At 40.9% G+C, this 26,083-nt stretch carries 24 protein-coding genes; 11 read left to right on the top strand and 13 right to left on the bottom strand.

Features of this window, described 5'->3' with window-relative positions; translation table 11 throughout:
* Window positions 1–28 precede the first annotated feature (28 nt).
* Window positions 29–1,030, bottom strand: a complete 1,002-nt coding sequence (gene trpS, locus ACFSR5_RS09220) for a tryptophan--tRNA ligase (protein WP_380902947.1) — start codon at window positions 1,028–1,030, stop codon at window positions 29–31.
* Between the two features lie 66 nt (window positions 1,031–1,096).
* Here trpS and ACFSR5_RS09215 point away from each other — a divergent pair, with 66 nt between their 5' ends.
* On the top strand, window positions 1,097–1,795 hold the full coding sequence (locus tag ACFSR5_RS09215; protein WP_380902945.1) for a hypothetical protein: 699 nt from the start codon (window positions 1,097–1,099) through the stop codon (window positions 1,793–1,795).
* Window positions 1,796–2,095: 300 nt separating this feature from the next.
* Here the strand turns inward: ACFSR5_RS09215 and mazG are convergent, their stop codons facing one another.
* Window positions 2,096–2,899, bottom strand: coding sequence for a nucleoside triphosphate pyrophosphohydrolase (gene mazG, locus ACFSR5_RS09210; protein ID WP_380902943.1), 804 nt, complete (start codon window positions 2,897–2,899; stop codon window positions 2,096–2,098).
* 201 nt (window positions 2,900–3,100) lie between these two features.
* Here mazG and ACFSR5_RS09205 point away from each other — a divergent pair, with 201 nt between their 5' ends.
* The 6 genes from ACFSR5_RS09205 (at window position 3,101) to ACFSR5_RS09180 (ending at window position 8,321) form a co-directional block, all read left to right on the top strand.
* The gene (locus tag ACFSR5_RS09205; RefSeq protein ID WP_380902941.1) at window positions 3,101–3,409 is read left to right on the top strand and encodes a hypothetical protein; all 309 of its coding nucleotides are present in this window, start codon (window positions 3,101–3,103) and stop codon (window positions 3,407–3,409) included.
* Window positions 3,402–3,956, top strand: coding sequence for a DUF1543 domain-containing protein (locus tag ACFSR5_RS09200; protein WP_380902939.1), 555 nt, complete (start codon window positions 3,402–3,404; stop codon window positions 3,954–3,956). The genes ACFSR5_RS09205 and ACFSR5_RS09200 overlap by 8 nt, the downstream gene beginning before the upstream one ends.
* 65 nt (window positions 3,957–4,021) lie before the next feature.
* Entirely contained in the window at window positions 4,022–4,582 is a 561-nt protein-coding gene (locus tag ACFSR5_RS09195) for a Crp/Fnr family transcriptional regulator (protein WP_380902937.1), read from the top strand.
* 211 nt (window positions 4,583–4,793) lie between these two features.
* Window positions 4,794–6,185 (top strand): TolC family protein, encoded by a 1,392-nt coding sequence (locus ACFSR5_RS09190; protein WP_380902935.1) that lies wholly within the window; start codon window positions 4,794–4,796, stop codon window positions 6,183–6,185.
* Window position 6,186: 1 nt separating this feature from the next.
* Window positions 6,187–7,143 carry an HlyD family secretion protein gene (locus tag ACFSR5_RS09185; RefSeq protein WP_380902933.1) on the top strand — a complete coding sequence of 319 codons (957 nt, stop codon included), beginning with the start codon at window positions 6,187–6,189 and terminating at the stop codon, window positions 7,141–7,143.
* A 14-nt stretch (window positions 7,144–7,157) separates the two neighbouring features.
* Window positions 7,158–8,321, top strand: coding sequence for an ABC transporter permease (locus ACFSR5_RS09180; protein ID WP_380902931.1), 1,164 nt, complete (start codon window positions 7,158–7,160; stop codon window positions 8,319–8,321).
* Window positions 8,322–8,366: 45 nt separating this feature from the next.
* Here ACFSR5_RS09180 and ACFSR5_RS09175 read toward each other — a convergent pair whose 3' ends face one another.
* On the bottom strand, window positions 8,367–10,535 hold the full coding sequence (locus ACFSR5_RS09175) for a S46 family peptidase (RefSeq protein ID WP_380902929.1): 2,169 nt from the start codon (window positions 10,533–10,535) through the stop codon (window positions 8,367–8,369).
* Between the two features lie 216 nt (window positions 10,536–10,751).
* Between ACFSR5_RS09175 and ACFSR5_RS09170 the strand changes: the two genes are divergently transcribed.
* Together ACFSR5_RS09170 and ACFSR5_RS09165 are read left to right on the top strand one after the other, a co-directional pair.
* Window positions 10,752–11,693, top strand: coding sequence for a hydrogen peroxide-inducible genes activator (locus ACFSR5_RS09170; RefSeq protein WP_380902927.1), 942 nt, complete (start codon window positions 10,752–10,754; stop codon window positions 11,691–11,693).
* Window positions 11,694–11,711: 18 nt separating this feature from the next.
* Window positions 11,712–13,496: a chloride channel protein gene (locus ACFSR5_RS09165; RefSeq protein ID WP_380902925.1), complete on the top strand. Its 1,785-nt coding sequence runs from the start codon at window positions 11,712–11,714 to the stop codon at window positions 13,494–13,496.
* A 17-nt stretch (window positions 13,497–13,513) separates the two neighbouring features.
* Here ACFSR5_RS09165 and ACFSR5_RS09160 read toward each other — a convergent pair whose 3' ends face one another.
* Entirely contained in the window at window positions 13,514–14,113 is a 600-nt protein-coding gene (locus ACFSR5_RS09160; RefSeq protein WP_380902923.1) for a riboflavin synthase, read from the bottom strand.
* A 376-nt stretch (window positions 14,114–14,489) separates the two neighbouring features.
* Window positions 14,490–15,368 carry a DUF3078 domain-containing protein gene (locus tag ACFSR5_RS09155; RefSeq protein ID WP_380902921.1) on the bottom strand — a complete coding sequence of 293 codons (879 nt, stop codon included), beginning with the start codon at window positions 15,366–15,368 and terminating at the stop codon, window positions 14,490–14,492.
* A 155-nt stretch (window positions 15,369–15,523) separates the two neighbouring features.
* Here ACFSR5_RS09155 and rlmH point away from each other — a divergent pair, with 155 nt between their 5' ends.
* Entirely contained in the window at window positions 15,524–15,997 is a 474-nt protein-coding gene (gene rlmH / locus ACFSR5_RS09150) for a 23S rRNA (pseudouridine(1915)-N(3))-methyltransferase RlmH (RefSeq protein WP_380902919.1), read from the top strand.
* A gap of 218 nt (window positions 15,998–16,215) precedes the next feature.
* On the opposite strand, the gene ACFSR5_RS09145 is transcribed toward rlmH, so the two are convergent.
* Genes ACFSR5_RS09145 through ACFSR5_RS09135 form a run of 3 tightly spaced genes read right to left on the bottom strand, consistent with a single transcriptional unit; the run spans window position 16,216 to window position 18,228 of the window.
* The gene (locus ACFSR5_RS09145; protein ID WP_380902917.1) at window positions 16,216–16,677 is read right to left on the bottom strand and encodes an NUDIX domain-containing protein; all 462 of its coding nucleotides are present in this window, start codon (window positions 16,675–16,677) and stop codon (window positions 16,216–16,218) included.
* Window positions 16,677–17,486, bottom strand: a complete 810-nt coding sequence (locus ACFSR5_RS09140) for a 3-keto-disaccharide hydrolase (RefSeq protein ID WP_380902915.1) — start codon at window positions 17,484–17,486, stop codon at window positions 16,677–16,679. The genes ACFSR5_RS09145 and ACFSR5_RS09140 overlap by 1 nt, the downstream gene beginning before the upstream one ends.
* 7 nt (window positions 17,487–17,493) lie before the next feature.
* A complete protein-coding gene (locus ACFSR5_RS09135) occupies window positions 17,494–18,228 on the bottom strand; it encodes a hypothetical protein (RefSeq protein WP_380902913.1) in 735 nt (244 codons plus the stop codon).
* 149 nt (window positions 18,229–18,377) lie between these two features.
* Here ACFSR5_RS09135 and ACFSR5_RS09130 point away from each other — a divergent pair, with 149 nt between their 5' ends.
* The gene (locus ACFSR5_RS09130) at window positions 18,378–20,795 is read left to right on the top strand and encodes an alpha-ketoacid dehydrogenase subunit alpha/beta (protein ID WP_380902911.1); all 2,418 of its coding nucleotides are present in this window, start codon (window positions 18,378–18,380) and stop codon (window positions 20,793–20,795) included.
* A gap of 23 nt (window positions 20,796–20,818) precedes the next feature.
* On the opposite strand, the gene ACFSR5_RS09125 is transcribed toward ACFSR5_RS09130, so the two are convergent.
* The 5 genes from ACFSR5_RS09125 to ACFSR5_RS09105 form a co-directional block, all read right to left on the bottom strand.
* On the bottom strand, window positions 20,819–21,673 hold the full coding sequence (locus ACFSR5_RS09125; RefSeq protein ID WP_380902909.1) for an ROK family protein: 855 nt from the start codon (window positions 21,671–21,673) through the stop codon (window positions 20,819–20,821).
* Window positions 21,663–22,757, bottom strand: coding sequence for a chorismate synthase (aroC, locus tag ACFSR5_RS09120; protein WP_380902907.1), 1,095 nt, complete (start codon window positions 22,755–22,757; stop codon window positions 21,663–21,665). Before aroC ends, ACFSR5_RS09125 begins: the two co-directional genes overlap by 11 nt.
* Window positions 22,758–22,827: 70 nt before the next feature.
* On the bottom strand, window positions 22,828–24,087 hold the full coding sequence (gene aroA / locus ACFSR5_RS09115) for a 3-phosphoshikimate 1-carboxyvinyltransferase (RefSeq protein ID WP_380902905.1): 1,260 nt from the start codon (window positions 24,085–24,087) through the stop codon (window positions 22,828–22,830).
* Window positions 24,087–25,193 (bottom strand): chorismate mutase, encoded by a 1,107-nt coding sequence (locus ACFSR5_RS09110; RefSeq protein ID WP_380902903.1) that lies wholly within the window; start codon window positions 25,191–25,193, stop codon window positions 24,087–24,089. Before ACFSR5_RS09110 ends, aroA begins: the two co-directional genes overlap by 1 nt.
* Before the next feature lie 62 nt (window positions 25,194–25,255).
* Window positions 25,256–26,080: a prephenate dehydratase gene (locus ACFSR5_RS09105; RefSeq protein WP_380902901.1), complete on the bottom strand. Its 825-nt coding sequence runs from the start codon at window positions 26,078–26,080 to the stop codon at window positions 25,256–25,258.
* Window positions 26,081–26,083 lie beyond the last annotated feature (3 nt).

The following is a 26,083-nucleotide window of genomic DNA, read 5'->3' as shown; positions in this document are numbered from 1 at the left end:
AAAAGTGAAAAGTTTAACCTATATGCTTTTAAAACAGTTTTCGAATACCGATGATATTGCGAACTTCACGGATAGTTTTTCGAGCGCTTTCACCAGCTTTTTCAGCTCCCAACTGAATAACTTTCTTTACATATTCGTCATCATCGGCAATTTCGTTTATTCGTGATCGTACAGGCTCGGTAGCTCTAATCATGTCTTCAGCAAGCTGTTTTTTCAAATCTCCATATCGAATAGTACAATTGTTGTAGAGGTCATCAAAATGAGCTAACGTGTCCGGCGAGGAAACAACTTTCATTAAGTCGAACAAGTTTTGAACAGCTTCAGGTTTAGCTTGATTCATCTCAGTAGGACCGGAATCGGAGACTGCGCGCATTACCTTTTTGCGAATAGCGTCGGGCGAGTCACTCAAATACACACAACTGGCATCGCCGTTAGATTTTCCCATTTTTCCATTGCCATCGAGCCCGGGTATTTTTACCAGTTTATCACTATAAGAAAAAGCAAAGGCTTCTTTAAAATAATCTACGTTGTACAGTCGGTTGAACCGATTTCCGAATGTACGTGTCATTTCTAGGTGCTGTTCTTGATCTTTTCCTACAGGAACTTTAGTGCCATGATGAAGAAGGATATCACAGGCCATGAGTACTGGATATGTTAATAGTCCAGCATTTACATTGTCCGGATTGGCCCGGACCTTATCTTTGAATGCTGTAGCACGTTCCAATTCGCCGAGATAAGCATTCATATTCATGTATAAATAGAGTTCCGCCACTTCGGGTACGTCTGACTGGACGTAAATAGTTGATTTTTCTGGATCAATGCCGGCAGCCAAATATTCAACGACAACCTCCCTAACGGTCCTACTTAAATCGCCCGGCGTGGGATGTGTCGTTAGCGAATGTAAATCGGCAATAAAAAAGAAACAATTGAACTCGTCTTGCATTTTGACGAAGTTGCTCAATGCGCCATAATAATTGCCTAAATGTAATTTTCCGGTACTTCGAATACCGCTGACAACAGTTTCCTTCATGTCGCGAATTTACGTATTAATTGGTAATTAAAGGCAGGCTAACTATATTAGTTTTTATTTACAGTCATGTTTGCAAAACCGTTTTTGATTATCATCTATGTGTTTTCCTTGTTCGGGACAAATGCCAATGCACAGACCAAGAGACTTGAGTTTGCAGACGAATTGTGTACCTATAGGGGTATTTATAACGATAAAAAGTATGCGGAAAAACAATTGTTGGACACGTATCGTCTTGTGCGAGGCAATTTTTATGTTAACGACGACGGTGACCTCGACGAAGTCTCGAATCGATTTGATTCAGTAATACGTTCTGTGAATGGACTAGACGTTGTTCCCCATACCTATTTTCAGCAACTGCGAAGAGACGTTTTACGTTATATACGGGAGATATATGCGTTAAAAAAAATACAAAAACGTGCAAAGGAGGATCCTTGCGCGTTATTATCGGCCGTTCCAACGAATAAAAATGGCCGATACTATGCGCAAGCATTGGTGCAAAATGGTAATAGTCTGCTTCGGGCGTATGAAGTACTCGTTAAAGACCAAATGAAAACGAACGGTTATCCGGAGTACTTGTGGGAAGCCTACCTTGAAAACCTCGGAAGTCCGAACAAACATGAGCTTGCCTTCGACTATGTATTGGTATATGGTTGGTGGAATAACGTCAACCATGCCGTTCATCACATCAATTACGATGGGAGTCAATTTGAGCAATTTAAGAAACTATTTGTGCGCGTGGAAACCTTAGACTGTGATGAACCTTGATGTGTGCTTCCAAATGTATAAAAGGCTTACTGTTGTTGTAGCAATGCTACCTTACATTGTAGTAATGGCGTATGGATATGTAGCGTACAATTGTTGTTTTCAAACTTTGTGCAGGACTACAACGGGTGACAACGCTGCAAAAATTGAAAACAGTTGTGCGAATAATAACATCAACTTGCTAGATGATTCTCGATTTGGTAAACCGGATCTAAATTTCATGAAGTAGGTCAAGTTCTGGTATGTTCAGAAAGATTAATATGTTGATTGAGGCTTTTCCTTATTAAAAGTTGTACATCTATTTTAGAGACTTTTTGCTTCATTCCAATAGCGATCCATTTCTTCTAGAGTCATTTCTTTTAATTGCTGACTATTCTCGGTAGCTCTTTTTTCGATATAGCTAAAACGTGTTATAAATTTCTTATTGGTGCGTTCCAGGGCATTTTCCGGATTGATACCCAAATGACGGGCATAATTGATCAAAGCGAAAAGCAGGTCTCCAAATTCTGCCTCAGCCTTTTCGTGTTTAATGGCTGTAGCTTCTTCAAGATTAACCTCTTGCTTAAATTCATATAATTCTTCCTCAACCTTTTTCCAGACTTCACGCTTATCCGTCCAGTCGAATCCAACGCCCCGTACCTTATCTTGGATACGGTAAGCTTTGACTAATGCGGGCAGACCTTTAGGAACCCCAGATAAGACTGATTTATTACCTTCTTTTAATTTAATTGTTTCCCAATTACTCTTTACATCATCTTCATCTTCAACGACGGTATCGCCGTAGATATGTGGGTGTCTTAGGATTAATTTGTCACAAACGGCATTTAATGTATCCGTCACATCAAAATGCTGTTGTTCATCAGCTATTTTAGCATAAAAGACGAGGTGCATCATCACGTCTCCAAGTTCTTTTTTTATTTCCTGGATATCGTTCTCTAGAATGGCATCTGTTAATTCATACATTTCCTCAATAGTCAAATGACGCAACGATTCCATGGTTTGTTTTTTGTCCCAAGGACAGGCAATACGTAATGTATTTAAAATACCGACAAGGCGTTCAAATGCTTGTCCTGGAGTTTGCTGTGGAGCTGGTGCGTTATATCCCATGACGATTGCTATCGATCTTATAAAAATTCTAATCAAAATTAATGAAAATTGTGTGTATGTACAATCTTCGGAAAGAGTTGACTTTTGTCACGTTGGTAAAATTCCTTACTATTTATCAGCGTATAAACTACTATATATAACAAAATAATGAAAACAGAATCTCTAAATAGATTGTTTAACCATAAATAGATGTAACTTATTATGGAAACAAAACATAATTATGAGACTGCAGACGTAGCATTAGCTAAATTGCAGGAAATGGGATATACTGTGGACTTTAATATTGAATTTGAAGAAATCCTTGGAGAAGCCGAAGATTATCAGATAGATCATTTGTATAGATATGAAGGTCCCTCAAACCCTGACGACGAATCGACGGTCTATGGAATTTCAAATGAACGCACCGGGAAAAAAGGTGTATTTGTTGCCGGGAATTTATCCCTTATCGAAGGAAAAAAACGTGATATTATTCTTAACTTGGAGCTGAAGTATAGGAATAAGCATGTCTAAAAATTTATATATGGTATTGTTGGGATGTAAACCGAATGGAAGGTTTACCGAACAACATGATGTCTTTTTTGGTATTGGTGAGTCGTTAACAGCGCTAAAAAAAGATATGGAAATATTTTGGCCTGAAGCAAATGGTAAGCTTCATGTTGATGCGTGGAGGCTGGTTTCAATAGTGGAGCATTATCGGGTGCATGTTGTTGAGCGCATGGAAAGTATCGTCAGTCCTCAGTCGCCGAAGCTGTTTTTCGTTAATTTGGGCGGATATCGGGAGGGTGAATTTGAAGAACACCATTATAAGCAGCTTATTGTTGCGCGATCCCCGGAAGAAGCGGCCAGTAATGCTAAATCTACCTCTTTTTTTAAGAATTTTATCTCACCGCATATCGACGATCGATATGGACTAGACGTTGACGATATTTGTGTTGTTGAAGATGCTCTTCCTCACTATATACGGAAGAAGTATCAACTACTTATAGAGCCTGAGACAGCGCTTGTTGATCCGAATGACGAATTTCATATTGGATATTTGAAATTTGCGCAACTTTAGCAGGGTTGGGATCAACAGTATATACGCGCAATTCAATTTTGTCATTAAATATAGTAATTTAGAGGATGCAACTGATCCTTTATTTACAGCAGGTATTTGGCTGGTCTGACGACTTGTTACAGCATATTGATGAAGCAAGCACCAAAAAAGTTTATTCTAAAAAACAACTTATTCTTCCTCCCGAAAATTACTCTCGCAACGTTTATTTTGTTGAACAGGGACTTGTACGGATGTTTTATTATAAATCTGGGAAAAATATTACACATTATTTTTTTCAGGAAGGAACATTTGCCGCCGGATCAGAAAGTACATTTTACCATAAGAAATCACGATATGGTATTGAGGCTGTAGAACAAACGAAGGTTGTTATTGTGCCTTTTCCAATAATCGAAAAGCTCGCGACTTACTCGATCCCCGTCAATCAATTGATACAAACTATACTTTTACAATCGCTCGTCGGATTTTCTTCTCGGTTGCAGAGCATACAGTTTGAGACAGCACAAGAAAGGTATCAAAAACTGATGGAGCAACATCCTGATATTTTACTGCGGGCTCCGTTGGGCGATATCGCTTCATATTTGGGCATTTCTCCACAAACCTTGAGTGTCATTCGTGGTCACCGTTAATGTGCGTTTAAACTAAAAATCGGGTTACCCCATGCGACGCCGTTCGGCTTTATTGTTCTTATTTTCCGAAATATAGTATTATCCTGCCAAAGACATGAATGTCTTGATGGTTTATCTCTTTTTTTGTTGAAAAGATGTTTTTTTAAGATATCTGAAAAAAAGCAAACCTTATATACAAGATATTTGTTGCACAATAAATAAAACGGGCATTATGAGGAAGAAATTATGCTGGAACTTATTGGTATTCAGTTTGATGGTTTGCCACGACTACAGCAATGCGCAGTCTATAATAGATCCAAAAGTTAAGACGGTCATTCAACAGGCTTTTTTGACAAATAAAGATGTTAAGCTTAAATCGTTCGACGTGGATAAAGCGAATCTGGAAGTGGAGGGGGTGAGAGCAAATAAGCTTCCTCACGTGTCGGCCACCGGACTGTATGGTTACATTCATACCACCGGAAGTCTGGATTTGCCTACAGTGAATTTACCGATATTAAATCTGGGCCTGTTTGAAGGAGCGACGGATTTCCAGTTGAATACGCAGGCGGCCTATGCCGGTATATCCGTTAAGCAAGTCATTTTTACCGGACTTCAAATTCCAAATGGCGAAAAAGCGTTACGTGAAAAAGTGAACGCTCAGACTTATTTGGTAGATGCCGGCAGGGAAGATATCGCAAAAAATATTGCCATCACATTCGATCAATTGATGCTATTGGATGAGGTGGATAGACTAATTGTTGATTCGGAAAAGCGATTGAAAAAAGAACAGGAAAAAATCAACAAGGCCATTACAAACGGCCTAGCTATTCCTTATGAGCGAGATAAGTTAAAGCTCGCCTTATTAGAATTGGAAGAAAAAAAGATCGAACTTTCAGGAAATCGAGACTTGTTAATAAAAAAAATTCAACAAGAAACAGCATTGTCAACCTCTGTTGTAAAAGATATCCAATACACATTGGTACCTGTGGTTTTAACTAGCCTTCCTACAGACGTACACGAACGTTCAGAATTGAAGGCACTGGAAGCCTCGTCACGGGCGCAAGCATATTTGTATAAAAAAGAACGCGGCGCGGCATTGCCAACCGTCTTTGCCTTTGGCTCCGCAAACTACTTAAATGTATTTCATTCGAATTTAACGATCAAAGGTAGACCGTTAGTGGGTGACATCGAATTAAAAAGTAACCACCTGAAAGGGAACCCAAACTTCGTGTTGGGAGTAGGCATTAAATGGGATATTTTTAACGGGGGAGAACACAAGAATAAGGTGAGGCAAGTGCAGCTAGATCAGCTAATTAATATGACGAAACGAATGGATGCGGAAGAGAAGTTTAGTTTACTACTTGATAAAAATAAACTTAGTTATCAAACAGCCAATCATCAATTGCAGGTAGGGGAGCAGCAAATAAAAGTGGGGACCAACAATCTACAAATGGCGTCCCGTCAATATGAGGCTGGGCTGATTGATGTGACGGAATTGTTGGCTGCAGAGAACGAGTGGTACAAAGTATGTCTAAATTATTTCAGCAACGTGCTACAGCAGCGCTCAGCAGCACTGGAGTTATTACATACATCGGGGAAGTTATTAGAAACTATAAGTGAATAAAATGAAACAGTCCTATTTAATAATTTGCGTGTTATGTTTTTTCTCTTGCACGAACGTAGACCCGGAAAAACCTATTGAAGGTAAAATAGAGCGGGAGCAGATCACGGTTGTCACGAAGGTACCTGGCAAGGTTACCAAGCTGTTGGTACAGGAAGGCGATATAGTCCATGCCGGGGACACGCTAGCGATACTAGATATTCCAGAAGTGGATGCCAAGGCAGAACAAGCGAAAGGAGCGCTACAGTCTGCTGATGCACAATATAGCATGCTGGTAAAAGGAGCGACTGCGGGGCAGTTGGTTCAATTGCAAGCAAAGCTCGACGGACTGAAAGAACAGTATGAGTTTGCGCAAAAGTCGATCAATAGGTTGCAAAATTTACTTCAAGATAGTTTGGTTTCTCCACAGAAATACGATGAAGCTTATGCCAAATTCCAAGGTGCGAAAAATCAATATTTGGCCGCTCAGGCCGAAATGAGTGAGGCGAAGAAAGGCGCTCGTTACGAACAGCAGATTATGGCCTTGGGTCAGAAGGAACGTGCGTTAGGAGCCGTGGCCGAAGTGACGGTTGCTGCTAAAGAAAAGTATGTCATTGCTCCGCAGGACATGAGTGTAGAGACGGTTAACCTGAAAATTGGGGAACTGGCTATGGCTGGCTACCCCATTGTGAATGGTTTTTTAAATAACAGTACGTATTTCCGTTTTACGGTGCCGGAAGACAAAGTTGGTGCTTGGAGTAAGGGAAAGGAAGTGATTGTGTATGCGCCTTATCTCCAGCACAAAGATATCAAAGGGAAGGTTGTCGCAATAAAGGCGCTTAATGCGTATGCGAATATCGCGGCTGCTTATCCTGACTACGATAGTCAGCAAGCTCTTTTCGAAATAAAGGTGGTGCCTCAAGATAGCATAGGAGCTAATGAAATGTTAACCAAAGCACGTGTTGTGCTTCAAGTGCCATAAAAAGGAGGAGCTAAGTGAAGCGTTTTTTAACATTGATAGGTCGGGAGTTTCAACTCTTTTATAATAACAAGGTGTTATTCGCATTGTTTCTGGGGGCACCGCTTTTGTACGGCATTTTAATAGGGCATGTCTACCAACAGGGAAAGGTAACGAAAATGCCTATTATTGTTGTAGACGAAGATAATGGTCCGCTTAGCGGCACTTTTATTAATATGCTCCAAGATAACGAAAGTATAACAGTGGTACAGATCCTTCCTTCGTTGTTTCATTCGAAAGAGTCGGCGATCAATTATGACGCGACTACCATCGTCCATATTCCAAAAGGTTTTACGGCTGGCATACAGCAAAGTCGTTTACCAGAGGTGACTCTCTTTGTGGATGGGGCGAATACACTGACTTCAAATACGGCGTTGATGGCTGTCAACGTATGTGCTATGACGATGAAAGCCGGCATACAGATACAAGCTCAAATGAAGAAAGGCGTGCCGGCAACGATTGCCGCTCAACAGTATGAGCCATTTAGGACCACGATCGTTAAGCAAAATATTAGAAGCGGAAATTATTTGTATTTTATGCTGCCAGGAGTGTTAATTACCGTGTTGCAGCAAGTGCTTCTGTTGGGGTTGGCATTATCATTTTCGTCGGAATACGAAACAGGTACATTTGGAAACCTTATCCAAAAGATGTCAAATCCTGTCGGTTTGATTCTTGTTAAAGTTATTCCCTACTTGCTGATGTCTATAGGAATTATTGCGTTGTATTGGGGCTTTGGATTGTACTATAGGATGCCTCTGGAAACCCATTTTCCATGGTTTGCACTATGTACCTTTGTTTTCCTGTTGGCGGTTTGTTTTATCGGTATTTTAGTCAGTGTGGTTTTGCCTTCACAACTGAAATCTACCGAAGTGTTAATGGTTATTGCGACACCAGCGTTTATTATCAGTGGATTTACTTGGCCTTCTAGCTTAATGCCGACGTGGGTGCAAGGAATCGCCAATGCTATCCCGTCAACACATTATTTGCGTATATTCCGTCTATTGTTTATTCAACACGCTGACCGTCAACATACATACAAAGCCCTCTTTGCACTATCGTTGGTTGCGGCGATATGCTTTGCGGTAGCTACTTTGGTGGTCGCCGTTAAGATCAGACGTTTTAAAAGACAGAAGCGGTCTTAGATAAGAAAAAACGTGATGAATCTCACGTTTTTTCTTATCGATCTATTATATGCCCATTTCTTTGAGTATGAACTGTGCGTTATCGATTTTGTCTGCGATCCATAATACGTAACGAATATCGACGCCGATGGAACGACTATAGTGCTCGTTCCATGCAAAATCGTTTATGGTAGCGTCGTAAGAACGGTCGAAATTTACACCGATGAGCTCACCATATGCATTCATAATTGGAGAACCGGAGTTACCACCTGTTGTATCCATATTATATAGTATATTGACAGGGACGTCTTGGAGATCTTTTTTTGCATAGGCTCCGAAGTTTTTAGCCAACCAGGTACTTTTTATGCTTTCGGGATATTCAAAGTCTGGAAGACCCGAGTTCCCTTTTTCAATGAGTCCTTTTACCGTAGTAAAAGGTTTCATATAGGTAGCGTCGACGGGACTGTACCCTTGTATTTTTCCAAAGGTTAGGCGTAGTGTAGAATTGGCATCCGGAATAAAGTTTTTTGCTTGGAATTGCTCCTTTACGGCAACATAGTCTCCCATCAGACGGTTTAGGACGCCTTCCCGTCTTTTTTGTTCTTCGTTGAATGCGGTTAGTTCAGCATCAAGTTCTTGTTGTATCGTTAATAGTTCGTCACTATAGTTTTTTAAAGATGCGATATCTTTTAGCACGGTGCTATAAAGTAAATCCTTATTATTGAGCTTGGATTTGTCTAACGCTGTAACAAAGTAATCGCTAGCGTCTTGCTTGGTTGGAAAGTTCTTTTTTTCAAAGTATTGCATGCGGTTACTCCCTTTAAACTGATATGCATCTTCGATCATACGTTGACCTATTTGTTTATCTACCGTAAGATTGTAACTGCCATAGATCGCATCCAGATGTTTCTTAACTTGTTCGATATTCAATGCGAAAACTTCTTCTTGCGCACGTAAACCATTTTGTTTTAGGATAGCGCTTTTGAAACTGTTGATTGCATTTGCTATTTTAAGGAGAGATGTACTGCTATACATATTATTAAACCACAACTCCTTTTGAGCAACGTCGAAGACCGTAGCGTAATGAGCATCAATGTCATTCATCAGGGTACCGTATCGTGATTTAAGTTCCGTTTTGTTATCAATAAACTTCGCCAGAGCTTCATCCTCCTTGCGCTTTTCAGCAACAAGATCTAAGTTGTGCAATCCTTTTAATTTGCCGCGATAATTTTTCAGCACATTCGCATTCCGCTTGATACGTGTTGCAAGGGCTAATTCTGTTGTGAGATCGTTTTTTCCGGCGCGTGACATCTGCTGGTTTTGAAAGTCGTATAGGTCTGCTGTGTACGGCAGCAGAAAACGTTGTTGATATTCCATATATTGAGCAGGTCGGTGCCTAAATGTTCGACCTGGATACCCTAAAATGAATACAAAATCGTTCTCGGATATTCCTAAGGGGTTGATTTTTAAATGTTTCTTCGGTTTGTAGGGGATGTTTTCTTTAGCGTAAGTTGCAGAGGAACCATCGGGGGCAACATACGCCCGTAAAAAAGAAAAATCGCCAGTATGTCGAGGCCATACCCAGTTGTCCGTTTCTCCGCCGAATTCGCCGATATCTTGCCTTGGTACATAAACCAGACGTACGTCTTCAATGGTTTTATAGCGAAAAAGTACATAGCTTTTTCCGATAAACATTTCAGAGACCTCGGCCTTGATCGTCGGATCTACCGCTTCCGCTTGTCTGGCAATCTCTGCTCTCTTTTTATTGATAGAGTTGATCCGCTCTATTGGATCTGTCACCGTCGCCACGGAACCAAGTATCGCTGAAGAAACATCTTCATATGACTCTGTTATTCGGATGGTTAATCCTTTTGCTTCAATTTCTTGTGTTGTAGAGTTAGCAACAAAACCGTTTTTAAGGTAATTGAATTCTGGACTACTTGCGAGTTGGACAGCGCTAAATGCACAGTGGTGATTGGTTATAATCAATCCATTAGGAGATACAAAGGATCCAGTGCAGCCACTAACTTGTACTAAGGCGTCCACTAATCCGACTTGTCCTGGATTGTAAATATCTTTCTCCGATATTTTTAATCCGGCTTTTTTCAATCCGGCTCTGCTGAGCTCGCTGAGCGGAAACATCCCCTCATCGGGAATTGAAGCCGAGAAATTGATAGCGCCGATGCCCAACAAAAGCGCACATATTAGACCGCTTTTTAACGTAACTTTTATCATAATCTTCCATTTTAGCGTTGGCCAAAGTTAAGAAACATTTCATTAGATACATTTTCTTGAAAGGAAAAAAACCGGAAGCCCTACTAGTTTTGTAAGGTTTATATGCAAGAGCCCCAATCAAAATGATCTCATCGGAGATACGGATGGTAGGAAATGAAATTATCAACCGTGGAGTTGTCTTAAAAACATTACCTTTGCATAGTTAAAATTTATAACATGACGCTTGTTCAATTAGAATACGTTATAGCTGTAGACACATACAGGAGTTTCGTTGCTGCCGCGGAGCATTGTTTTGTCACACAGCCTACATTAAGTATGCAAATTCAAAAACTGGAGGAATCCATAGGAGCAAAGATTTTTGATCGAAGTCGGCAGCCCGTCGTGCCCACAGAGGTTGGCGAGAAAATTATTAAACAGGCACGTGTGATCTTGAATGAAAGCAAGAAGATCGAAGAGATACTACAGCAGGAAAAAGGAGAAATATCTGGCGAGTTGAGAATAGGGGTGATACCTACTGTGGCTCCATATTTGCTTCCGGATGTTTTGACGCAATTTCTGCGAAAATATCCGAAGCTCCAATTGCAGATATGGGAGCATACCACCGAACGAATCGTGCAGGAGCTAAAGGCGGGCAAATTGGATTGCGGTGTCGTGTCAACCCCGTTGAACGAGTCTGCAATTGATGAAGTGCCGCTTTATTATGAGACATTTGTAGCATATGTATCCGAAAGGAGTCCTCTATATCAAAAAAAAATGGTTACAACAGACGAAATTGCCGACGAGAAGCTTTGGCTGTTGAATGAAGGACATTGTATGCGAGGACAGGTGCTTAACTTGTGTCATTACAAACACAATCATGGAGCTCAGGGTACATTTGAATATAATACTGGAAGTGTAGAGACATTAAAGCGAATGGTTGATATAAACGCAGGCATAACTATCCTACCGGAAATGAGTATTTTGAGCTATGATGAAGATCAGTTAACCCATGTTCGTTATTTTAAGACCCCTGAACCTGTGCGTGAGATAAGTTTGGTAACCACGCAAAATTTTGTGAAAAAGCAAGCCGTCAATGCACTGAAAAATGAGATAATGGACGTCGTGCCCGAACGATTTAAGACGAAGAAGAAAAAAGAAATATTGGGATTCGAACTTTAATCATAATTTGCTAAGAACATGAATATACGTACGAGATTAGATCAGTTGAACCGATGGCGTATGCAAAAAATTTCAAACCGAAACTTTCTAATTATTTTGGCATTTGTGGTCGGTATTATTGGGGGGCTCGCTGCTGCATTATTAAAGGGACTGACTCATTTTATCGCATCTACATTGCAAAACGACATAGACTGGCACGTAAAATATTCGTTTTATTTGGTTTTACCTCTTTTGGGTATTTTATTGAGTGTGTTATATGTCCGAAAGTTCTTAAAAGGAAAGAAATTTGAACATGGTATAACACCGATTATCTACGCGATTTCTCGTAAATCCAGTCGGATTGAGCCTCATAATGTGTATTCTCAAATTATAACCAGTGCTATTACCGTAGGGTTCGGGGGGTCATGTGGGTTGGAAGCCCCCATTGCGTACAGCGGGTCAGCCATCGGTTCGAATACTGGCCGTTTTTTTGGACTCCAATATAAAGAAATTACGATGCTGTTGGCGTGCGGGGCAGCAGCAGGTATTTCGGGAGCGTTTAATAGTCCGATTGCGGGGATGATTTTTGCGATTGAGATCTTACTTCCGGAATTTTCTATTCCGGCGTTTATTCCTTTATTAATCTCGGCGGCGCTAGCTTCGGTTATCTCCCGGATGCTTTATAGTGAGCCCCTTTTTCACACTGCGGCGACAGAATGGGAAATGGAAGCCCTGTTTTTTTATTTGTTTTTGGCTGTTGTGGTGGGGCTTTATACGGTTTATTTTGCTAAAATCAGTAATGTCGTTAAACGGTGGTTTGCCCAAATTAAAAATCCATACAATAAAGTGTGGTTCAGTGGTATAGCTCTAGGACTTATGATTTTTGTGTTTCCCGCGCTTTACGGGGAAGGCTATCTTACTATTCAACAAATTTTATATGGACAGTTTGATGCAATCGTGAAAAATAGTCTATTTGCCGATTACAAAAATTTGGCTTGGGTCGTGGTGTGTTATACCGTACTAACACTTTTCGCCAAATCGTTCGCTTCCCTATTTACCTTAAATGGTGGAGGGAACGGAGGCGTGTTTGGGCCTAGTTTGGTGATGGGAGGGCTGATTGGTTTTGCATTTGCTTACGGCATGAACCAAACCGGAATCGTCATGCTAAATGTACCCAATTTCGTGATGGCAGGAATGGCAGGTGCGCTCGCTGGAATAATGCATGCGCCTTTAACGGGTATGTTTCTGATCGCAGAGATTACTGGTGGATACACCTTAATGGTTCCTTTGATGCTGGTTACGTCTATCTCGTATCTTATCAACAGGTCTATCCTGAAACACTCTATTTATACGAAGGTTTTGGCAGAATCGGGCGATTTATTGTCCTATGAGGATAAAGATCGAACCGTTTTAAGTATGATGAAATTAAGGTACGTTTTGGAAACGAACTTTGTGGTGTTGCGGCCTCAGGAAAGTCCCAATGTACGAAAATCTGATATTATTCATTCCAAGCGCAACATATTTCCGATTGTAGATGATAAAGGCGTTTTATTGGGGATTATTTATAGCGAGCGTCTTTTCTCCATATTGCTAGGCGAAGAGGAAGGGGCAGATAAAACATTTGACAAACTTGTGCAGAAGCCAAATGATATAATACATGAGGACGAACAAATGGAAGTTGTGATGTCCAAAATGAATCGGGATGACGTTTGGATCCTACCAGTGATTGATCGAGACAATAAATATTTAGGCTTTGTTTCGAAATCGAGTGTATTCAATAAATACAGAGCTTTACTAGTACGTCAGGGACATTATTTGGAATAGGTTTAGTTATGGCCATACTAGCCACGCAAGGCCATGATTTTTGCTACATATTTACCAATAATATCAAACTCAAGATTTACAGTATCACCAACCGCCACGTTTCTCAAGTTCGTATGTTCAATAGTGTACGGGATGATGGCCACGGAAAAACTGTTTTCTTTTGAATGGACGACTGTCAGACTGATGCCGTTAACTGTGATCGAACCTTTCTCAACTGTGATATAATGTCCGCTTCCTTTTGGGGCGTTATAGGAAAACGTAAAAAGCCAGCTGCCATCCTGATCTTCTTTTGAAACACATAGAGCCGTTAAATCGACGTGTCCTTGTACAATGTGTCCATCAAACCGACCATTTGCTTGGGTGCAGCGTTCTAAATTGACTAAATCTCCGATCTGTAAACTTCCCAAATTTGATTTCAGCAACGTTTCTTGTATAGCCGTTACTTTATGCAAATTACCGATTGTATCTACTACTGTAAGGCATACACCGTTATGGGAAACGCTTTGATCTATTTTAAGTTCATTGGAAAGAGTAGATTCCACATAAAAGTGCACATTCCCTTGTTCTGATTCTATTTTATGAATCCGGCCCACGGTTTCGATAATACCTGTAAACATATAGCTGTTTTTATACAAAGGTACGTATACCCAACAAAAAAATAAATAAAAAATTTGTTTAGTGTTAAAAATACACTATCTTTGTTGTATCATAATTTAGGTTTATAATTGGTTAGTAAAGGTTTTCATTCTCCCCGTTTGAAAACCTTTTTTTTATGCCTGATAATCAGATATTTAAGCTGTAAATCAAAAAATAAATTAGTATGTAAATAAAAAATGTTTGTGAGTTATAAAAATTATATTATACCTTTGTAGTAGGTTTAGGTTGATTACCTCCAGCAGGAGGTTATATTTTAAAGCCTGGAAGATCGCCCGATCGCTCCAGGCTTTTTATATAAAAAAACTCCTCGGGTCAAAGAATAATCTACGGAATTGATTAAAACTTGTAGGTGACTCCGGCGCCGAGTATCTGCCGTACTTGAAGTCCTGGACCTTTGACATCTTGTCCGTTTTTTACTTTAGGTACATCGATGTTATCGTCATAAATGAGTTGAACGCCCGCATTAACGGTAATGAAGCGATTTACTTTCATAAACAGGTTCGCCGTATAATCTACGTCGACATTTTTGGGATCCTGCAGGTAATTCGAGTACAACTTTAACATATTCTCAAACGAAATATTTTCCATTAAATCAACTTTGTAGTATCCGTCTAACGAAGCTCCAAATTCCGACCGTACATTCTTGTCTGCGTCAAGTCCATAACTTGTTCGAAGGGAATCTATAGTCACGAACACAAATCTAGCCGCCGCTGGCGATAGGTTAATTCTAAAATTATCTGACTTTTTAAATGCAATACCAGGTCCAAAGCTCAGATACGCCGGTGCAAAGACCCCAGAGATTTGTGTACGGGAATTGTCTGTATAGTTATATCCATTAGCAAATTGTGTATTAAAGTTCATGAAGAACGTGTATAACCAATATTCTTTAGCTTGATACCCTAGTAAACTATTGATCGCAAAACGATCGTCATTTTTTCGCCAATCGGTCTCTTTTTGAAATGTTTGGCCATATGCGGCCAGTACTTTATTATCCCAGCTCCATCTATCCTTCCTATAATTAAAATCGTAGTTGAAAATGAGATTTCCGGCAAATGAGTTTACACCCCCAGCCGCCCAATTAGAGAATGAGCTTTGATTAATTAGGAACGTATTTTCTCCTTTGATCGTCCAGGTTTTGGTCGTGTCTTCTTGTGCACTTCCTGTGATGCTAAAAAATGCCATTGACGCACATAAAAGTGATTTTAGTAGCTTCATTTTTCTTGAATTTTTGTTAAATAATGTACTTTTGATATAGGATGTAGTTGCAATATATTGATTACGGCATTATAGCCTGCATCGCGATATTTAAGTTTTGTAAGAATAAAATTACATAAATATTTCATGTATACAACACATATAAAGTTTGATAGATGAAGATAAGTTTGTTGTGTATCGGTAAAACCGACGAAAGTTTTGTGAGGGATGGCATTGACAATTACCTGAAACGGCTGAAACATTACACTTCCTTTGATATTACTGTAATTCCTGATATTAAGAATTCAAAGAATTTAAGCCAAGATCAACAAAAAGCAAAGGAGGGAGAGCTGCTATTAAAGCACTTGAATAATAGTGACGTCGTGGTACTATTGGACGAGCGAGGGAAAGATTTTCGATCGGTTGATTTTGCGAGGTTCTTAGAACAGAAAATGATCGGTTCGGTGCAGCGCTTAGTTTTTATTATTGGTGGTCCGTATGGTTTTTCTTCTGATATATATGCGCGGGCTAATCAACAATTGTCCTTGTCAAAAATGACATTCTCACATCAAATGATACGATTGTTTTTTGTCGAACAAGTATATCGAGGATTTACCATCTTACGGGGTGAGCCGTATCATCATGAATAGAAAATATGTAAATTGGCACTTTGTAACATCATACAAGAAAAGGAGGTCGTTATGGATATGAATAAGTTTAAAAGAAATTATCGCTTTAAGAGTGAGCAGTCCTATAGGGATGGGCGTAGAAATAAGATCTTGATCATTTCTTGCATCGTGATTATTATAGCGCTTTACTACCTAACAAAATATCTGTAAGAAACGGAGTCGTTAACAAATACGAATGGTTATCCCTTCGTGTTTGTTAACAACGATCGGAATGTGCTCCAGGCTGCCTTATCCGTTTTGAAGGTAAGTTCGGCCTCTTGTAATAACTCGACCGGAACGAATCTAAATACTTCAATCTTTTCCTGTTGTTTCTCGGAAGAAAAATCGAAAGGACTTCTTTTTATGTCAAATGTTATGGGGCTTACTGCGCTAACCTGATAATAAATAGACAGAATTTGACTTTCGTTAAAACTGGATTTTTCATAAAAATCTGTTGTGTAAATATGACGAACGACTTCTATTTTGAGCTGACATTCTTCCATAAATTCACGTTTCAGTGCGTCAATGAGTCCTTCGCCGTATTCTAGTCCGCCGCCCGGAAATTTGGTAAATGAGACGTTCAACGTCTTTTCGTCGCTAATCAATACTTCATTATCGTCGTTTAATAATATACCATAAACGCGAACATTAAATAAATACATTACTTATTTTCTTTGTAAACTGTAGACAGATCCTTCAAGTAGATATTTCGGAATTCAACGGGTTGCCCTTCGCTTTGCAGCGCAATAAAACCTTCTTTTAAAATTTTTCCTTCTTTTTTCTCGCTTGGAAAGTGATTATGAACCACTTCACCGCCGATTTGCGGCTTACTGTATTGCAAAACCGTATCTCCTTCAATGATATGGGTAATGAGCGAGTCTCCCAATACGATGAGTTCAGCTTTTACCCATTGATCTCCATGATAAGTTTTGGAGGACGAATTAATACAGTGTGTTTCTAGAAGCTTTCCTTGATAAACGATGTGTGTGCCTGGCGAGCACATGTTACCGGTCGTCCGTTTGTTTCCGTCGCCAAGCCCACCTAAAAATTGCATTTCGATGGAAATCGGCCAATCTTGGTCTTTGCGCATACTTCTTGGATCCTGCGAGTGGAACATCACGCCACTATTACGCAGCGTGTAAGAAGGTGCCCCAGGGTGTAGATCGCCGACGAATCTATATTCCAACTTGAGGTGATAATAGGAATAAGGTGTTTTGTAATAGAGATGGCCAAAGCGATCTCCAAAATCATCATAACCCTCATAATTCACTTGTATGACACCATCCCGTACCCGAAAAGTCTCTGCGAAATTGTCGCCAACGCTATAGGGGTAAATTTTAACCATCCAACCGTTTAGATTTTTTCCGTTAAACAGCGGCTTCCACTGATTAGTACCCTCTTTCGGAATAGAGGAACAAGAACCATAGAAAAGGTGACAAACTGAGAGGAATAGGAGAAGTCGGTTTTTCATGCTGGAATTACAAAGGTTGAAAACCATTTTCTATAGCCATCTCATCTACCCCGAAAAAAGAGTAATGCTTCGGGAGAAACCATTGAAGAGTACTCATAATGACTTCAAAATCTTTTTCGGTGGCAAACTGCGCAGGCATAATATTGAAAACGAGGTCTTGAGAGGCATTCTTTTCGTCCGTGTAATTACGCGCAATAAGCATTACTTTCGGGTTTTTAACGCCGGAGTGCTGTAAAAATTCCCGGATATGCCTTCTTAAAAACGGGGGAAATATTTCCTCAGAAGGTTGTCCCACTAAAATATCTTCATTTTGACCTATACTTTGATACTCTTTCGGGTTGGAAAAAACGCTTTTGTCCGTGTAAAACGTGCCGGACTGTCTAAGGTTAACCAAATCTCCATATGAAAATATCCAGTCTAGTTGTTCATGTTGTGGATTGATAACAATTCCGAATCCTTGCTCAAGTAACACGTCCAACTGATTTTTGATGACGTATGCTTGAAAGTTCTCGCCAGTTTGTATTGTTTGAAGTTGAATGTATGGAAAACCGTCATCGCTCATAACGACTTCTGGATCGCCTAGCTTTAGATTGGCGTCGCCAATATGTTCTAGAAACCGATCACGCCACGTTTCATCCCGCTCCTGAAAAGGCGTGATCATTAATTGATTGATAATGATAGTTTTCTCTAGATCGCCCAATAGGCTGTTTGTTGCACTGTTATTATTTTCGCGTATACTCATCTCGTCGTCGACCTTAAAAAGAGTCTAAAAGTAACGATTATTGATGTAAACAAAAATTTCTACTGCAATTTAATGCGTGTCTAAACGCAGGATGAGAATTGGGATTAGAAGGTATATTTTACTACTTTTGCTAAAACCATCGGTTAATTATGTCAGATATCACCAAGAACGTAGACAGTGATTTTGAAACGTCAAAAATCAGTTTTGATGATTTTCGTGAAATCATTTTGAGCGATTATAAACTTGCGGTAGAAAGTCGTATCGTGAGCTTGCTTGGTCGAAAGGAAGTGCTCACAGGAAAAGCAAAGTTTGGAATCTTTGGAGATGGAAAGGAAATTGCACAAATAGCCCTAGCCAAAGTGTTTAAAACGGGGGATTGGAGATCCGGCTACTATAGAGATCAAACACTTGCTTTCGCATCAGGAATATCCAATATTTACCATTTTTTTTCACAGTTATATGCCAACCCGGATCTAACCGCTGATATTTCTTCAGGAGGAAGGCAAATGAATTGTCATTTTTCGACGCAACTGCTTGATGAAGACGGTAACTGGCTAAATCAACTGGACCAAAAAAACTCCGCGTCTGATATATCGACGACAGGAGGGCAAATGGCCAGGGTCATGGGGCTCGGATTGGCCTCGAAATTATATCGGGAGAACCGAAACTTAGATTATCTGACCTACTTTTCGCAGCGGGGCAATGAAGTGGTGTTCTGTACTATTGGGAATGCTTCGACATCGGAAGGTGTTTTTTGGGAAACTGTCAATGCGATCGCGGTTAAACAGATCCCTGTCGTTATTTCTATTTGGGATGACGGCTACGGAATTTCGGTCTCGAACGAGGTACAAACGGCGAAAGCTGATATCTCAGAGGCTTTGAGAGGATTCCAGCGTGAGGGGGGAAGTAATGGTGTAGAGATTTTCAAGGTCCGAGGGTGGGACTATCCTGCATTGTGTGAGGTTTATGAACAAGCCGCTAAGTTTGCGCGAGAGGAACATGTGCCCTGTATCGTCCACGTGACAGAGATAACACAACCGCAAGGACATTCAACGTCTGGTTCGCATGAGCGTTATAAATCATTGGAACGATTGGAGTGGGAAAATACATTTGATTGTAATGTGCGCATGCGGGAATGGTTATTGCAATCGGGAATAGCTCAAGAGGAAGACTTACAAGCCCTGGAAAAAGAGGCGAAGGAGTTTGTGCGTCAGGAACAACGCCGAGCGTGGGCAGACTACCACAAAACAATTCAGATTGATTTGGATGAAGCAATCTCTCGATTGTCGACTATAAATGATTCCTCTATAGAAATACCACTCAAAACATTGAAATCGTTAGGCGAACCGTCGCTTAAAGAGGTGTACAGCAATATTAGGAGAGCAATCCGCGAGTTACGTCACGTAAATACTCCAGAAAAGGAAGCTTTGTTAGCTTGGTATGAAAGCAAACGAGAGACGAACTATCATCGATACAACGATAAGCTCTTTACAGAAAGTCCGGAATCTCCCTTATGCAAGGACGTCGTAGAAGCACAATATGAGGATGCGGCGGCGATGGTAGATGGCCGGGAAGTGCTCAATGCCTGTTTTGAGGCGAACTTTAATCGGGATGACCGCGTAGTAGCTTTCGGCGAAGATGTGGGCAAGATCGGTGACGTCAATCAAGGGTTTGCAGGGCTGCAGGAGAAATTTGGCGAACTCCGTATTTTTGATACTGGTATACGGGAATCGGCCATAATTGGCAAAGGAATCGGTTTGGCATTACGAGGTTTGAAACCGATAGCCGAGATCCAATATTTAGACTATCTTATTTATGCTATGCCGGTTTTGAGCGATGATTTGGCCAGTCTTAGCTATCGGACGAAAGGTACCCAAAAATCTCCGCTAATTATTCGCACGAGAGGGCATCGTTTGGAAGGTATTTGGCATTCGGGATCGCCTATGTCAGTCTTGTTAGGAGGGCTCCGTGGCATCCACATCTGTGTACCTCGTAATATGACCCAAGCGGCCGGGATGTATAATACCTTGCTACGTTCGGACGAGCCTGCCTTGGTCGTAGAGTGTTTGAACGGATATCGACTGAAGGAAAAAATGCCAGTTAATGTCGGTGAGTTTGGTGTTCCTATTGGGGTTGCCGAACTGATCCGCGAAGGGAAGGATATTACTGTTGTCTCTTACGGTGCAACATTACGGGTTGTGCAGGAAGCTGCTATTGAACTGGAAAAATTAGGGATTTCTTTAGAAATTATTGATGCACAATGTTTACAACCCTTTGATCAAAACCATTTATCTGGTACTTCTCTCGCGAAGACAAACAAGTTACTTGTTGTTGACGAAGACATGCCTGGCGGAGCAAGTGCCTTTATCCTGCAGGAAATAATAGAAAAACAACAGGGATATTTTATGCTTGATGGACAGCCGCGTACACTTTCGGCTAAACCACATCGTCCGCCGTATGGCTCAGATGGAGACTATTTTACGAAACCCTCTGTTGACGATGTTATCGAAATGGCTTATGAAATGATGAGTGATTATAATGGAAATGAATACCCTCGATTATTTTAAACCGAGGGTATGGTGTTCTACTCTTAGTCTTTAAATAAAGATGCTGCACCTAGGATTGCAGCTTGTTCTGCATAGCGGCCAGTGTGTATTTCAAACTCTGAAAAACGCTCTTCGTTGTATGCTTTGACAATTGGCCATGCATTCGTGATATTACCTCCAAGGATAAAACTCGTTGCTTGGTGCTTTTCGGCAAAGTATTTAAAAAAATCGTATAGAGACTTCGTATATTCGATCATGAGTTGTCCGAATGCATCGGTGTGTTGATGTTTAAGTAAGATATCTTTGAATCCGTTTTCTGCTATGCCCGAGAGCTCCTTGAAACGTTTCGTTAACCAACGCGTCACTAGGAATTCTTCAAAAATACCATCCTTATAGGGAGTGTTCCATAAGTCTGCATCAAAAGCCCTTTCTCCATGGCGCCATACTGCAGATCCTAGTCCCGTCCCGAGTGTAACACCGAGAACGCTTGAATAGTCATGCAAATCGCCCGCGAATATTTCTCCCTGTAAAAAGGCGGCAGCGTCGTTAATAAAACGGATATCTTTTTGCTTTTCGAGGCTGTCTATAAGACCAACAGATACATTCATTTGGTACAAGGCATCATATTTATCCTGATTTTTCATAAGCGATATACCATTATCATAATCGAACGGACCTGGCATGGCGATCCCAACACGAGTTACCTCAGTCTTGCAGCGGCCCATAGCTCGCTTTATACAACTAGTCCACGATAAGAAAATCGATTTAGCATCTGACTTCGAATTAACATGGCTTCTAGAGATAGTATCCTCTAGAATTTGCCACGTTGAGATGTCTACTATTGCAGACGTAATATGTGTTCCTCCAATATCTGAAGCGACGACCAAATTATTTTTCATCTGCGTAAGCTTTTAATCGTAAGTAATGATCAGTCAGTACAAGAGCTGTCATGGCTTCGACAATAATTACAGCTCGAGATACCACGCAGGGATCGTGACGACCTTTGCCGGAAATAGTAGTGAGGTCACCGGCTTCATTAAGCGTATCTTGATCGCGCATAATAGTCGCTACAGGTTTGAAAGCTGTACGAAAAATAATGTCCATTCCGTTAGAAATACCTCCCTGTATGCCGCCAGAAAAATTGGTTCTCGTGCGGACTTCCCCATTGTCTTTAACAAAAATATCATTGTGCTCGGAGCCGCGCATTTCGGATCCTGTGAATCCGGATCCGTATTCGAAACCATGTACGGCGTTTATACTGAGCATGGCTTTTCCTAGATCTGCATGCAGCTTGTCGAAAACAGGCTCACCTAAGCCAACAGGTAAACCTCGTACGACGGTCGAGATCTTTCCGCCGATCGTATCTCCCGCTTTACGTACTTGATCGATTAATGAAATCATCTCAGAAGCTGTTGCGGGATCTGCACATCGGACAATATTGCTCTCTCTAACCTCTAGCAAATGAGAGAGATCAGAGACGTCTAAATTAGGAGACTCAAGATGACCAACTGCAGAAACGTGGGAAAATATTTCTATTCCTTTAGTTTTTAGAAATAACTTAGCTATAGCGCCAGCGGCTACCCGAGCAGCTGTCTCACGTGCAGAAGAGCGACCTCCGCCACGATAATCTCGTATGCCATATTTTTGCTGATAGGTGTAGTCAGCGTGAGACGGACGATATTTGTCAGAAATATGGGAATAATCTTTCGATCGTTGATCTTCGTTCGGGATAAGTATCGCGATGGGCGTACCAGTCGATTTTCCTTCGAAGACCCCCGACAATATCTGCGCAATGTCACTTTCTTTTCGCTGCGTCGTTATTTTAGACTGTCCAGGCTTGCGCTTGTCCAATTCAGATTGTATAAATTCTTCGTCTATAGCGATATGTGGTGGACAACCGTCGATTATCACCCCAATGGCTTTTCCGTGTGATTCGCCAAATGTGGTGATCCTAAATAGGTTGCCGAATGAATTTCCAGCCATAATTTTATAATATTCCGTAAATATACCAAATCAACAATAACAAGAAACTATTATTGCTGATTTAGTGAAATTATTTGGCGATTTGGAATCCCTGATTTTGCAGATGTTCCCAAAAAGCTGGGTATGATTTTTCGACTACCATCGGTTCGTTAATGTGTACCTCATCAAACACCATTGCCAAGGGAGCAAAAGCCATTGCCATTCGGTGATCTTCATAGGTGTCGAATGTAACCTTTTTTGGAACCACAACATTAGCCGTTTTAACATGGTAAGTATTTCCGTCTGTCACGATGGTAGCACCGAATTTTTCGATCTCCGTTTTCAATGCCGCAAGTCGATCCGTTTCCTTAATTTTGAGCGTTTCAACTCCTGTGATTGATATATCCCGTCCTATGGCCGCAGCAAGCGCAACTATTGTTTGTGCTAAATCAGGACATTCTTTAAAATCAAAATGCGTTTGCGATGTCCCGTCGTTTACTTTTGTGATGCGAAGACCTTCTTCTTCGAATGAACTGGCTACACCGAAATGCGACATGATATCCACAATCGCGATATCGCCTTGAAGGCTATGCGCTTTCAATCCAGGGAGCACGACAGAACCCTGGTTTGACAATGCAACGATGGCATACCAGTACGAGGAAGCACTCCAATCGGGCTCTACGTAAATGGTGCTTTGTTGAAAGGACTGCGGTGCTATATATATGGCGTTAGCGTTGTCTACCCATTCGTATTGTATACCTGCTTCTTGGAGCATGTTCAAGGTCATACTTACATATGGGCGAGAGGTCAATTCTCCCGTGATATTTACACGCAGGCCTCTTTTTAGAGAGGGAGCAATTAACAATAGAGAAGAAATGTACTGACTGCTGACATCTCCCTGAATAGAGACCTCGGCATTACTTTGGAATATATCCCCTTTAATTTCGATAGGAGGATATCCTGCTTTCTTTTCATATTGAATATTTGCACCAATGGATTTTAAGGCTTCTACTAATATACCAATTGGTCGTTGTTGCATGCGTTCCGTACCGGTTAGCTTGAAGTGGCCTTTCGCCAAATTGAGATACGACGTTAGAAAGCGCATTGCGGTTCCGGCAGGACCGATGTTTATAGTTGTTAGAGATTGCGGCGTTGCCTGTGCAGCTAAGTGCAATGCTTCTCTCATAATTACCGTATCCGCCGCCTCAGATAGATTCTTCACCTCCACCACACCGTTGCTTAGCGCTTGTATAATAAGAGCACGGTTGCTCTCTGATTTGGAACCAGTGAGTTGAACCGTGCCATTTATTTTTTTTGTTGGATGGGTGAGTTTAATTTTTTCTAAACTCATTATGCCTCCGCAACAGGGTTTGTGTTCATTACCTCATTCTGCTTGCGGATAGATTCGTTGTGCAGTAATTCGAGATACTTCGCAGCAAAATCTTCACTCAAAGACAGCGCTTTCGCTAATTGAAGTCTTTTTTGCACGATCTCGTCCCAACGGTTTACCTGGAGAATGGTAACATTATTATCGCGTTTGTATTCGCCGATTTTTTCTGCTATTTTCATGCGTTCACCTATTTGTTGAAGGATAGCATCGTCTAATTTATCGATCTGTTTACGCAATTCCGCTAGTTTGTCTTCGAATGCAGGGTTATTGGATTCCGGATGACGCACAGCCAAATGATCGAGTAAATCCGCTAATGCAGCGGGTGTCACTTGTTGTTTCGCGTCGGTCCAAGCGACTGAAGGATCGATATGCGACTCGATTATCAAACCTTGCAAATCCATATCCATGGCTTTTTGAGCGATGTAAGGAATCAACTCTCTATTGCCGCAGATATGACTTGGATCATTGATAATAGGGAGTTCTGGACATGCCGACTTCAATTGAATGGCCAAATCCCACATAGGTTCATTTCGGAAAGCAGTTTTTTCGAAAGAGGAGAATCCGCGATGGATCGCTGCTAGTTTTTTTACGCCAGCGCGATTAACACGTTCTAGAGCTCCAATCCAAAGAGACAAGTCTGGATTAACCGGGTTTTTTATCAAGACGGGAACATCTACGCCAACTAAAGCATCCGCTATCTCCTGTACGGTGAATGGATTTGCTGTAGAACGTGCGCCAATCCATAATACGTCAACACCAGCCGCTAACGCTTCTTCCACATGCTTAGCCGTCGCTACTTCGGTGGCAGTTAACAGTCCAGTCTCCTCTTTCGCGCGTTTCAGCCATTCTAATCCAATACTACCGATGCCCTCGAATTCTCCTGGACGTGTACGAGGTTTCCATATACCAGCACGTAGCACGTTTACTTTGCCCGTATTTGCCAATAAGTGCGCTGTGGAGACAAGTTGTTCTTCTGTTTCGGCACTACAAGGGCCGGCAATGATCAATGGTTTATCGCCTGTATCTATCCAAGATTTTAAAGGTACGATGTCTAATGTATGTTTCATTTTTAATAAATATTTTCTTGTAATACGTTAAATCTTTTGTATGTGCACGCGTGATGCGGTCCTTAAACTTTCTCGTTTTTTATATACTCTCCCATAATATTGAAGTTGACTGTATGTTTCAGAACCTTTCTTATTGCGGCGTCATAGTCGCTCTGTTTCTTCCACTCCACATCCACGTAGAAGTCGTATTCATTTCTTTTGCCAACCACAGGCATAGACTGGATTTTACTTAAATTAACATTTTGTTCAGCAAAGCACTGTAAGACGGTGGCCAATGCACCTACTGCGTTGCCCGTTTGAAAGGATAAGGAAGCTTTGTTTGCATTTTTCTGTTCTACTACTTCATTGGCTAGGATCAGAAAACGTGTGGCATTTTTCTTGTTTGTTTCGATTCTTTTTTCAAGTATTTCCAAATTATACAGTTTTGCCGCCATAGTGCTAGCGATTGCAGCAGTATTAGTCAGTTTATTATCGGCAATGCCCTTCGCGCAAGCCGCCGTATCCATACCCTCTTTAACCGTCCATTCCGGGTAGTCACTTAAAAACTCGTCACACTGACGAATCGCAATCGGATGAGATTCCACAAATTTAATGTCCGAAATCTTGACACCGGGAAGCGCTAGCAGGTTTTGCTGAATATTCAGATGTACTTCGCCGATAATGTGGAAACGGTAATCACGAAGCAAATTGTAATTTGGAAGAATGCTTCCGGCAATTGAGTTTTCAATAGCCATGACGACATGATCTGCTTTGCCCTGTTTCAACATTTCACAGGTTTTTTTAAATGACTCACATTCGATCGTTTCGATGTCTTCTCCAAAATATTTATAGGCAGCCTCTTCATGAAAAGAAGCTTTTACGCCTTGAATTGCAATTCTTGTTTTCATTCG

Origin of the sequence: Sphingobacterium suaedae (genome assembly GCF_042684625.1) — a bacterium.
Taxonomy (GTDB): domain Bacteria; phylum Bacteroidota; class Bacteroidia; order Sphingobacteriales; family Sphingobacteriaceae; genus Sphingobacterium; species Sphingobacterium suaedae.
Note: the sequence above shows the minus strand (reverse complement) of the source record. Positions and strands in the feature narration are given on the sequence as shown.

Excerpts from the sequence above, each read along its gene's own strand:
- trpS (WP_380902947.1), bottom strand. The coding sequence starts at position 1,030 with ATGAAGGAAACTGTTGTCAGCGGTATTCGAAGTACCGGAAAATTACAT.
- ACFSR5_RS09215 (WP_380902945.1), top strand. The coding sequence starts at position 1,097 with ATGTTTGCAAAACCGTTTTTGATTATCATCTATGTGTTTTCCTTGTTC.
- mazG (WP_380902943.1), bottom strand. The coding sequence starts at position 2,899 with ATGGGATATAACGCACCAGCTCCACAGCAAACTCCAGGACAAGCATTT.
- ACFSR5_RS09205 (WP_380902941.1), top strand. The coding sequence starts at position 3,101 with ATGGAAACAAAACATAATTATGAGACTGCAGACGTAGCATTAGCTAAA.
- ACFSR5_RS09200 (WP_380902939.1), top strand. The coding sequence starts at position 3,402 with ATGTCTAAAAATTTATATATGGTATTGTTGGGATGTAAACCGAATGGA.
- ACFSR5_RS09195 (WP_380902937.1), top strand. The coding sequence starts at position 4,022 with ATGCAACTGATCCTTTATTTACAGCAGGTATTTGGCTGGTCTGACGAC.
- ACFSR5_RS09190 (WP_380902935.1), top strand. The coding sequence starts at position 4,794 with ATGAGGAAGAAATTATGCTGGAACTTATTGGTATTCAGTTTGATGGTT.
- ACFSR5_RS09185 (WP_380902933.1), top strand. The coding sequence starts at position 6,187 with ATGAAACAGTCCTATTTAATAATTTGCGTGTTATGTTTTTTCTCTTGC.
- ACFSR5_RS09175 (WP_380902929.1), bottom strand. The coding sequence starts at position 10,535 with ATGATAAAAGTTACGTTAAAAAGCGGTCTAATATGTGCGCTTTTGTTG.
- ACFSR5_RS09170 (WP_380902927.1), top strand. The coding sequence starts at position 10,752 with ATGACGCTTGTTCAATTAGAATACGTTATAGCTGTAGACACATACAGG.
- ACFSR5_RS09165 (WP_380902925.1), top strand. The coding sequence starts at position 11,712 with ATGAATATACGTACGAGATTAGATCAGTTGAACCGATGGCGTATGCAA.
- ACFSR5_RS09160 (WP_380902923.1), bottom strand. The coding sequence starts at position 14,113 with ATGTTTACAGGTATTATCGAAACCGTGGGCCGGATTCATAAAATAGAA.
- ACFSR5_RS09155 (WP_380902921.1), bottom strand. The coding sequence starts at position 15,368 with ATGAAGCTACTAAAATCACTTTTATGTGCGTCAATGGCATTTTTTAGC.
- rlmH (WP_380902919.1), top strand. The coding sequence starts at position 15,524 with ATGAAGATAAGTTTGTTGTGTATCGGTAAAACCGACGAAAGTTTTGTG.
- ACFSR5_RS09145 (WP_380902917.1), bottom strand. The coding sequence starts at position 16,677 with ATGTATTTATTTAATGTTCGCGTTTATGGTATATTATTAAACGACGAT.
- ACFSR5_RS09140 (WP_380902915.1), bottom strand. The coding sequence starts at position 17,486 with ATGAAAAACCGACTTCTCCTATTCCTCTCAGTTTGTCACCTTTTCTAT.
- ACFSR5_RS09135 (WP_380902913.1), bottom strand. The coding sequence starts at position 18,228 with ATGAGTATACGCGAAAATAATAACAGTGCAACAAACAGCCTATTGGGC.
- ACFSR5_RS09130 (WP_380902911.1), top strand. The coding sequence starts at position 18,378 with ATGTCAGATATCACCAAGAACGTAGACAGTGATTTTGAAACGTCAAAA.
- ACFSR5_RS09125 (WP_380902909.1), bottom strand. The coding sequence starts at position 21,673 with ATGAAAAATAATTTGGTCGTCGCTTCAGATATTGGAGGAACACATATT.
- aroC (WP_380902907.1), bottom strand. The coding sequence starts at position 22,757 with ATGGCTGGAAATTCATTCGGCAACCTATTTAGGATCACCACATTTGGC.
- aroA (WP_380902905.1), bottom strand. The coding sequence starts at position 24,087 with ATGAGTTTAGAAAAAATTAAACTCACCCATCCAACAAAAAAAATAAAT.
- ACFSR5_RS09110 (WP_380902903.1), bottom strand. The coding sequence starts at position 25,193 with ATGAAACATACATTAGACATCGTACCTTTAAAATCTTGGATAGATACA.
- ACFSR5_RS09105 (WP_380902901.1), bottom strand. The coding sequence starts at position 26,080 with ATGAAAACAAGAATTGCAATTCAAGGCGTAAAAGCTTCTTTTCATGAA.